Raw genomic sequence first — 7142 nt, 5'->3', positions numbered from 1 at the left:
AGCAATTTGCCGGCGCTCCATTGGCCTGGTTTGTCACCGCCGTGCACACCCATGTGGCCTGATCGAAACCTGTCAGTCGATCGTAGCGCGCACGATCGCGCCATTCGGACGCGCCCGCGTCCGACGGAATGTTTCCATTCATCGATCCTCTCCCTGCCGACCTTGGTTCAGGATGGCCGGTCCGGCGGGTACCTCGATCGCCGGCACTTGCCCCAAGTCGCTCTTTTGCAAAGGCATCCCGGGATGCTTGGGAGTCATCACAGAAACGGCAGGCTATTGTCTCACGGATAAACGGGACAAATGCCGGTAAAGACCGATTAAATCGGTCCCTCAATGGCGGTGCTACTTTTGGATCGACAAACGCAGCCTTAGTTGCGATTACGTCTCAATAGCGAGAATGCCACCGACTGAACCGAGAATACGCATGAACAGCGCGACGCCGTTACCCACCCGCCCATCAGCCTGGACAAACGAGCCAACGCCCGGCATCCATCTGAGCGGCGGCACGCAGAGCTTTCGCGCCGCGCAGCAGGCTCAAGAACATCTCGGGCCGGGCATAAAACTGGCCTTACTCATCGATGGCAGTTTCTCTCTTAATGTGGACGACCATGCGAGAGAAATTGTCACCGCAGGCACCAGCAGCCTTTTCGTATGCCGCGACAACTGGCGACTGGGCCACCATTTCGCGGAAGGCCTGAAGCTGCAGTATCTCACGCTTTTTCTCGAAGCCGGGCTGGTCGAGGATTTGCTCGAACAGAATCTGCCCGCAAGCGTGGAGCGCGGCGGCATATTTCACGCCATGCGCAGTACGCCGCGCGCGATGGGAAGCCTTGCCACCAGTATCCTCCATCGCCCCTTTCGCGGTGCAGCCGGGCGTTTGCACAATTCGGGCAAGGCCCTTGAACTGGCGGCGCTTGCGGTCGAGGCCATGCGCGGGGGCCGTCCGAACAGCCAGCCCTCGCTCGCCAATGCCAGAGAGGTGCAGCGGCTCCATCAACTGCGCGACTTTCTCGACAGCCATTGGCGCGATCCGCCCACCGTCGATGTGCTGGCGCGCCAGTTCGGCTTCGGTCACCGGAAAATGACGGTCGGTTTCCAGCGCCTATTCGGCTCAAGCATCAGCGAATATCTGCGCGAACTGCGCCTGCGGGAAGCCTGGCATCTATTGGATGGCGGCATGTCCGCAACGCTTGCGGCCGAACAGACCGGCTATACTCTGCCCCACTTCACGGTCGCCTTCACCCGCCGCTTTGGCGTTACGCCCGGTAGCCTTTCCCGCCACGGCATAAACTGACCACATTTCGAAAGATCTTTACCGGCAATCGAAAAGACAGGAAGCACCGCCACGCCTAGAGCCACTATTGATAATCATTCGCATCAATCGAGGTTCTATGTCCGTTTCACGCATACCGGGGCTGTGCGCTGGCGCTTCCCTTTCCATCCTTGCCTTGGCGCTGGCTGTTCCATCTGTCGCAAGCGCCCGCGATCGGGCTGACGATGACGTGCCCGCCAATGTCATCATCGTCACCGCGGCCATGCCGGAAGGTGTTGGCATTGGTACGCGATTACCGCTGACCATTGCCGAAACGCCGCAAACCATCAGCATCATCGACCGCAAGCGGCTTGACGAGCAGCGCCTCATAACGCTCGACGATGTGATGGCAAATGCGCCGGGCGTGACGGTTCAGCCGGGCACGCGCTTGCGCACTGCCTATTACTCGCGCGGCTTTGTGATCGACACGCTCAATTTCGACGACATCCCGACATCGGGCTGGAACGAGGCCGTCAACACCGAAGACATGGCGATCTATGAAAGGGTGGAACTGCTGCGCGGCGCCAGTGGGCTGTTGCAGGGCACCGGCAACCCCTCGGGCACCATCAATCTGGTGCGCAAACGGCCCGGCCGCGACCTGTCAGCGAATGCCACGCTGAGCGGAGGAAGCTGGAACAACTATCGCGCCGAAGGCGATGTCAGCATCCCCCTTACCAGCGGCGGCGATCTGCGTGCCCGTGCGGTCGGCGTGGTCGAGGATCGCGACTATTATTACGACGTTGGCCACCGCAACAAGGTGCTCGGCTACGGCACGCTGGAGTGGAACGTCACACCGCGCACCGTGCTCGCCGCGACTATCAAATGGCAGGATGTGCGCGATGACGGCACCTATATGGGCGTGCCGCGATACAGCGACGGCGGAGCGCTCGACCTGCCCCGTTCGCGCTACACCGGCGCGGACTGGTCGGAGCGCAACTGGAACAACACACAGCTGTTCGCCGAGTTGCGCCACGATTTCGGCAGTGACTGGGAAGCGAGGCTGGCGGTGAGCCGGATCAATGGCGACAGCGACATGACCTACGCGAGCGCCTATGGCGCAGTAGACCGCGAGACCGGTCTCGGCCCGATCCTGTACGGCGGGGCCTACGATTTCGACAACCGCGAGACCGATCTCGACGGCTATGTCTCGGGCGGGTTCGACCTGTTCGGGCAGCGTCACCAGATCCTGATCGGCGCCAACTATTGGGACGGCCATACGCAGCAGGTCTCCTACAGCCTGCCCGGCATGATGGGCCCTGTGAACCTGTTCACCGACCGACCGGTGACGACGCCCAAGCCCGACACCCGGACATGGGCGGGCGAACAGACGACCGACACCAGACAATATGGCGGATATGCAGTGCTGCGCCTGAAGCTGGCCGAGCAGCTGACACTGATCGGCGGCGGCCGCCTAAGCTGGTGGGAAACCGAAACCGTGCGCCGCGCCAGCATCGGCGGGCCGCTCACCCCAACTGGGCGCTATCAGGTCGACAGCGAGTTCACGCCTTATGGTGGCGTGGTCTGGAAGGTCGGCGGTCCCTTCTCCTTCTATGCCAGCTACACGTCGATCTTCACGCCCCAGAGCAATCTTACCTATGAAGGCGAAGTCATCAATCCGATGACCGGCAACAACATTGAGGCCGGGCTTAAAGGAAGTTGGTTCGGCGACAAGCTCAACGCCTCCATTGCCCTGTTCCGCATTCGCCAGAAGAACCGGGCACAGCTCGATCCCGACTATCCCTGCGCCCCCGGATCGGTCTGCGCTTATATCGCGGATGGCGAAGTGGAGAGCAAAGGAATCGACGCTGAAATTCAGGGCGAACTGGCCCAGGGCTGGAGCATCCAGGCGGGCTATACCTATACCGACACCGAATATCTGCGCGACCGCACGGCTACCGGCGACCCCAGCAGCAGTGAGGGAACGGAATTTTCCACCATCACCCCGCACCACATGGTGAAGCTGTGGACGCATTATCGGGTTCCGGCACTTGACGGGCGGCTCGGTGTCGGCGCGGGCGTCAATTGGCAAAGCAGCTTCTACACGACTTCGGGCGGCGTCCGCATGACTCAGGGCAGCTACGCCGTAGTCGATCTGCGGGCCGATTACGCGATCACGCCCAGGATCGATCTCGCGCTCAACGCCAGCAATCTGTTCGACAAACGCTATTTCCGCACCCTTGGCGGGACGGCGTGGAACAATTGGTATGGTGACCCGCGTAGCGTGATGGCCACCCTTCGCCTGAGGTACTGACATGGCCGTCACCTTGTTCGACCCGCTCGATACGCTGGTCCGGCTCGACTCCGAGGCCCGCAAGGCATCCCCCCTGCCCCGTTCGCCCGAGGCATGGAGAGAGATCAACAGGTCGCAGGGAGAAAGGGTGATCGGCATGTTCGCGCCGGTCGATCCGAAGGACCTGCATCCCGAGAAGTGGGAAATGCACCCGCATGGCGATGAACTGCTCTATCTGCTCGAAGGCGCAATCGACGTCGTGATCGCGGACGAAGGCGGGTGTGAGCACGCGCCCCTCCCCCTGCGCGCCGGGCAGAGCTGCCTCGTGCCCGTCGGCACCTGGCACCGTCTACTGCTGCGCGAACCCTCGCGGTTGATGTTCGTAACACCGGCGGGCGGAACGCGGATGCGGCCATGGCTTGATGGTTCGTAACGATGCGCGCAGCACTCTGGAAACTTCACCGCTGGATCGGGCTGGCCTGCCTTGCACCCTTTCTGATCCTGACGCTGACGGGCATTGGCCTGCTTATCCTGGCCGCATGGCCCATGGGAGCGACCAGCCCGCTCGTTCCCGTCGGGATCGACAGGGCCATGGCCGAGGCGAACCATCGCTTTCCGCAAGCGCAGATCGGGTTGATTATGCCGGGCCTTTCTCCGGACAAGGAGTGGACACTCGCCTTGCGGGACGAGAACAGGACTGGCCGGACCGTTTCTTTCGATCCCGGAGATGGTCGCATTCTCGCCGTGGCGCGCAGCGGGTCGTCGCTGCGCGAAGTCCTGCTGGACCTGCACAACAGCCTGTTGATCGGCCTGCCAGGCAAGCTGGTCTTGCTGACCACCTCGCTGGGGCTGCTGACGCTTGCCATAACCGGCTTTGCGATCATGCGCCGCCGGATGCGGGTGCTGCGCCGCGCGCCATGGCATGGGGCCTACCCGCTCGCCTCGCTGCACAAATGGACCGGCCTTGTCGCGCTGGTCTTCCTGCTGCTGCTGAGCGTGACCGGTGCAATGCTGCTCGCGTTCAAGACGCTCGGCGAGTTCCGATCCGGGCCGGAGCGTTCCGCGCCGCGAACGATGGAACAGGTCCACCCGGCCAGCCTTGCTGTCATGGCGTCCACAGCGCTTGCCCTCCATTCCGGCGCGGAAATTCAGGGCATTATGCCGGGTCGCGGTGAAGGCCCTATCGCGATCATACTGCTGGATCGTAGTGCCGCGCCTTGGGCCAAATCGCGCACGCTCGCGTTCGACCGGCAGAGCGGCCAGATCCTGCTCGTCAAACCGGTGCCTGCCTTCATGCAGGTGATGATCGCCGCCAAATCTCTCCATACCGGCCTTTGGAGCAGTGCGGCGGTGCGCGGTCTCTACCTCGCCTGCGCCCTGTTGTGCGGGGTCCTCGCCTGTTCCGGCCTCTTCCTGTGGATGCAGCGTCGACGCCTGCGCCGCTCCCCTCCCTCTGCAAGCAAAGCTTCCCACTCATGACGATCATGCTCTCACGCGCCGAATGGCGTCTCTTCGCACTCATCGCCTTTCTCTACATGACACAAGGCATTCCGCTCGGCCTTGCCATGGAGACCTTGCCGACCCTGCTTCGGCAGCACGGGGTCTCGCTGCAATGGCTGGCGCTTCTGCCGCTGGTTGGCCTGCCGTGGATTCTCAAATTCCTCTGGGCACCGATGGTCGACAATGCATGGTCTCCGCGTTTGGGCAAGCGGCGCAGCTGGATCATTCCGATGCAAAGCATCGTGCTGCTCTGCCTGTTGCTCGTGGCCGCCATCGGCCTGACCGGCCCCGCAACGCCTGTCGCACTGGCGCTGTTCACCCTCTCCTCGCTCGCTTCGGCCACGCAAGATACTGCCACCGATGGGCTGACGGCGGAGAATGTCCATGGCCCTGCGCTCGCCAGAGCCAATGCCTTACAGGTCGGCGGCACGATGGTGGGGTTCTTCATCGGCGGCTCGGGTTGCCTGATCCTCGCCGGGCTGTTCGGACTAACGGTTGCTCTGCTGGCCGTTGCCGCCATTGTCGGGGTGGGCCTGCTGCTTGCGCTGCTGTGGAGCGAACCCGGCACTGACCGGCAATCGAGCGAGCGCCCCCGCGCCAGCCTCGGCCGCCTCATCAGGCGCCGGGGTGCCGCGGCGATCCTTGCCCTCGCCCTGCTGACGGCGGTCGCCGCCAGCTCGACCTTCGCGCTGTTCAAGCTCCTACTGGTTGACCACGGCTGGCCTCTCGAACAGATCGGTGCGCTCGGCATGGCGGGCGGCGTAGCGACGATCGTGATCGGCTGCGGCGGCGGTGCCTGGCTAATCAACCGGGCCGGAATCCGATTTGTCCTGATCTCCGGCCTCGCTTGCCTCGCACTGTCAGCCGCCCTGTGGATGCAAGCAAGTGCCAGCGAGGCCGACATCACGCACACGATGGCGCTGATTGCGGTCGTGGCAGGTTCAATTGGCAGTGGCAGTGTTTCGGTTGCGTTGATGACGCTTGCCATGGCCTTTGCCCAGAAAGCCGATCAGGCCGGCACGGACATGACGGGTGTGCAAAGTACACGCGATCTTGGCGAGATGGGCGGCAGCTCCCTTGCGACCTTCATCGCCGCTTCCTTCGGATATGGGGCAGCCTTCGGCGTTGCGCTCCTCCTGGCGTTCTGCGGCGCGCTCATGTCGCTAAGAACCAAGAGAGGAATGACTGAGCATTGATGAAACACGCCGAACTGATCGATTTCTCATATCCCTTGAGCACGCAGCGCGTTCGGCTTGATGCCCATGTGAGCCACGGCGGGGTGAATATCGTCCACGGCTCACTTGCGCCTAATGAAGGCGGGTACATTGGCGGCAAACAGCTTTCTATCGTCGTACACATGGGCTCCCCTATCAACATAGACTGGCGTTTGCCCGGAAGTGACCTTCTTCAGACGAAGACCGTTGAGTTCGGCGACGTCCATATCAATCCCGGAGACAATCCCTTCTTCCAACGATGGACGGCACACCCAACAATTCTTGGCATGGCACTCGATCAGAACCTGCTGGACCGTGTTGGCCAGGAGACATTCGGACAAGACAGTGCAAGTTTGCGGACGGTGGTGGCGACCCGAAATGAAAGACTGTTGCGCGCGGCGATAACCTGGCGAGAAGAACTCGACGAAGGCGGTGCAGGTGGAAGCCTTTTTGCAGAACAACTTGGCGTCATTCTCGCCGTCCATCTCTTTCGCCATTACAGCGATGCAAAATGGCAGCCCCGGCCGATCAAAGGCGGATTGGGATCAGCGCGGCTGCGGCAGGTGATCGACTACATCGAGGCTCATCTTGGCGATGATCTTAGCTTGACGACCCTGGCCGGCATCTCCGGACTGAGCCTGCATCATTTCGGTCAGGCCTTCCGTCAATCCATGGGTGTACCGCCGCATCGATTCGTCCTGACCAGACGGATCGAGCGCGCCAAAATTCTTCTCCTCAGCAGCGAGATGACAATTACCCAGATCGCTTTCGCAGTGGGCTACCAAAACCAAAGCCATTTCGCGACCAAGTTTCGCGAAGCCACGGGCGCCACGCCCCAGCGCTTTCGGATAGACCGGAGGGGATAGCCGGCGGAGGCAGCCACCAT

Annotated in this window: 6 protein-coding genes; all 6 read left to right on the top strand. The window is 62.2% G+C overall.

Annotated elements, in window-relative coordinates:
* Window positions 1-424: 424 nt before the first annotated feature.
* The 6 genes from ET21_RS26560 (at window position 425) to ET21_RS26550 (ending at window position 7122) form a co-directional block, all read left to right on the top strand.
* Window positions 425-1294 (top strand): helix-turn-helix domain-containing protein, encoded by an 870-nt coding sequence (locus ET21_RS26560; RefSeq protein ID WP_051768099.1) that lies wholly within the window; start codon window positions 425-427, stop codon window positions 1292-1294.
* A 97-nt stretch (window positions 1295-1391) separates the two neighbouring features.
* Window positions 1392-3563: a TonB-dependent siderophore receptor gene (locus ET21_RS0109895; protein ID WP_051768098.1), complete on the top strand. Its 2172-nt coding sequence runs from the start codon at window positions 1392-1394 to the stop codon at window positions 3561-3563.
* 1 nt (window position 3564) lies between these two features.
* Entirely contained in the window at window positions 3565-3975 is a 411-nt protein-coding gene (locus ET21_RS26555) for a cupin domain-containing protein (RefSeq protein WP_051768097.1), read from the top strand.
* Window positions 3976-3977: 2 nt separating this feature from the next.
* Window positions 3978-5021, top strand: a complete 1044-nt coding sequence (locus ET21_RS0109885; protein WP_030539553.1) for a PepSY domain-containing protein — start codon at window positions 3978-3980, stop codon at window positions 5019-5021.
* On the top strand, window positions 5018-6238 hold the full coding sequence (locus tag ET21_RS0109880; RefSeq protein ID WP_030539552.1) for a RhtX/FptX family siderophore transporter: 1221 nt from the start codon (window positions 5018-5020) through the stop codon (window positions 6236-6238). Before ET21_RS0109885 ends, ET21_RS0109880 begins: the two co-directional genes overlap by 4 nt.
* Window positions 6238-7122 carry a helix-turn-helix domain-containing protein gene (locus ET21_RS26550; RefSeq protein ID WP_051768096.1) on the top strand — a complete coding sequence of 295 codons (885 nt, stop codon included), beginning with the start codon at window positions 6238-6240 and terminating at the stop codon, window positions 7120-7122. Before ET21_RS0109880 ends, ET21_RS26550 begins: the two co-directional genes overlap by 1 nt.
* Window positions 7123-7142: the final 20 nt, after the last annotated feature.

This window comes from Sphingobium sp. DC-2, assembly GCF_000722555.1.
GTDB classification, from domain to species: Bacteria; Pseudomonadota; Alphaproteobacteria; order Sphingomonadales; family Sphingomonadaceae; genus Sphingobium; species Sphingobium quisquiliarum.
This window is presented reverse-complemented; position numbering and strand designations above follow the sequence as displayed.

Coding starts and splice junctions, on each gene's coding strand:
- ET21_RS26560 (WP_051768099.1), top strand. CDS start 425: ATGAACAGCGCGACGCCGTTACCCACCCGCCCATCAGCCTGGACAAAC.
- ET21_RS0109895 (WP_051768098.1), top strand. CDS start 1,392: ATGTCCGTTTCACGCATACCGGGGCTGTGCGCTGGCGCTTCCCTTTCC.
- ET21_RS26555 (WP_051768097.1), top strand. CDS start 3,565: ATGGCCGTCACCTTGTTCGACCCGCTCGATACGCTGGTCCGGCTCGAC.
- ET21_RS0109885 (WP_030539553.1), top strand. CDS start 3,978: ATGCGCGCAGCACTCTGGAAACTTCACCGCTGGATCGGGCTGGCCTGC.
- ET21_RS0109880 (WP_030539552.1), top strand. CDS start 5,018: ATGACGATCATGCTCTCACGCGCCGAATGGCGTCTCTTCGCACTCATC.
- ET21_RS26550 (WP_051768096.1), top strand. CDS start 6,238: ATGAAACACGCCGAACTGATCGATTTCTCATATCCCTTGAGCACGCAG.